Origin of the sequence: Pseudonocardia sp. SID8383 (genome assembly GCF_009864975.1) — a bacterium.
Classification (GTDB): Bacteria; Actinomycetota; Actinomycetes; order Mycobacteriales; family Pseudonocardiaceae; genus Pseudonocardia; species Pseudonocardia alni.
Map to the genome: position 1 here is coordinate 1 of NZ_WWFY01001014.1, position 380 is coordinate 380.

1 protein-coding gene is annotated in these 380 nt (G+C 78.7%); it reads left to right on the forward strand.

Annotation, left to right across the window (positions count from 1 at the left end; all coding sequences use genetic code 11):
- Positions 1-330, forward strand: a 330-nt coding sequence (locus GTW08_RS24275) for a precorrin-6A/cobalt-precorrin-6A reductase (RefSeq protein ID WP_202417625.1), incomplete at its 5' end; no start/stop codon positions are given.
- Between the last annotated feature and the right edge of the window lie 50 nt (positions 331-380).

Consider the following 380-nt stretch of genomic DNA (forward strand, 5'->3'; position numbering starts at 1 on the left):
GGCCGCGGGGGACTGGCGCACTTCGCGGCTGTCGACGCGGCGTTCTGGATCCGTGCGGTCGACCCGCCCGACGGCCCGCTGCCCGCCCGGCACGAGCTGCTGCTCGACCGGGGCCCGTTCGCCCTCGACGGCGAGCGCGCCCTGTTCGAGGCCGTGGTCCCGCACGTGCTGGTCACCAAGGACTCCGGCGGTGCGGCGACCGCGCCGAAGCTCACCGCGGCCCGGGAGCGCGGGGTGCCGGTCCTCGTCGTCGACCGGCCGCCGCTGCCCGGCGGGGTCGCGGTGGAGCCCACGGTGGACGCGGCGCTGGCCCGGCTGCTCGGGGACTGATCACCAGGGGACCGGTCGCCCGTTGGCGGACGACGGTGCGCGTCGCCGGG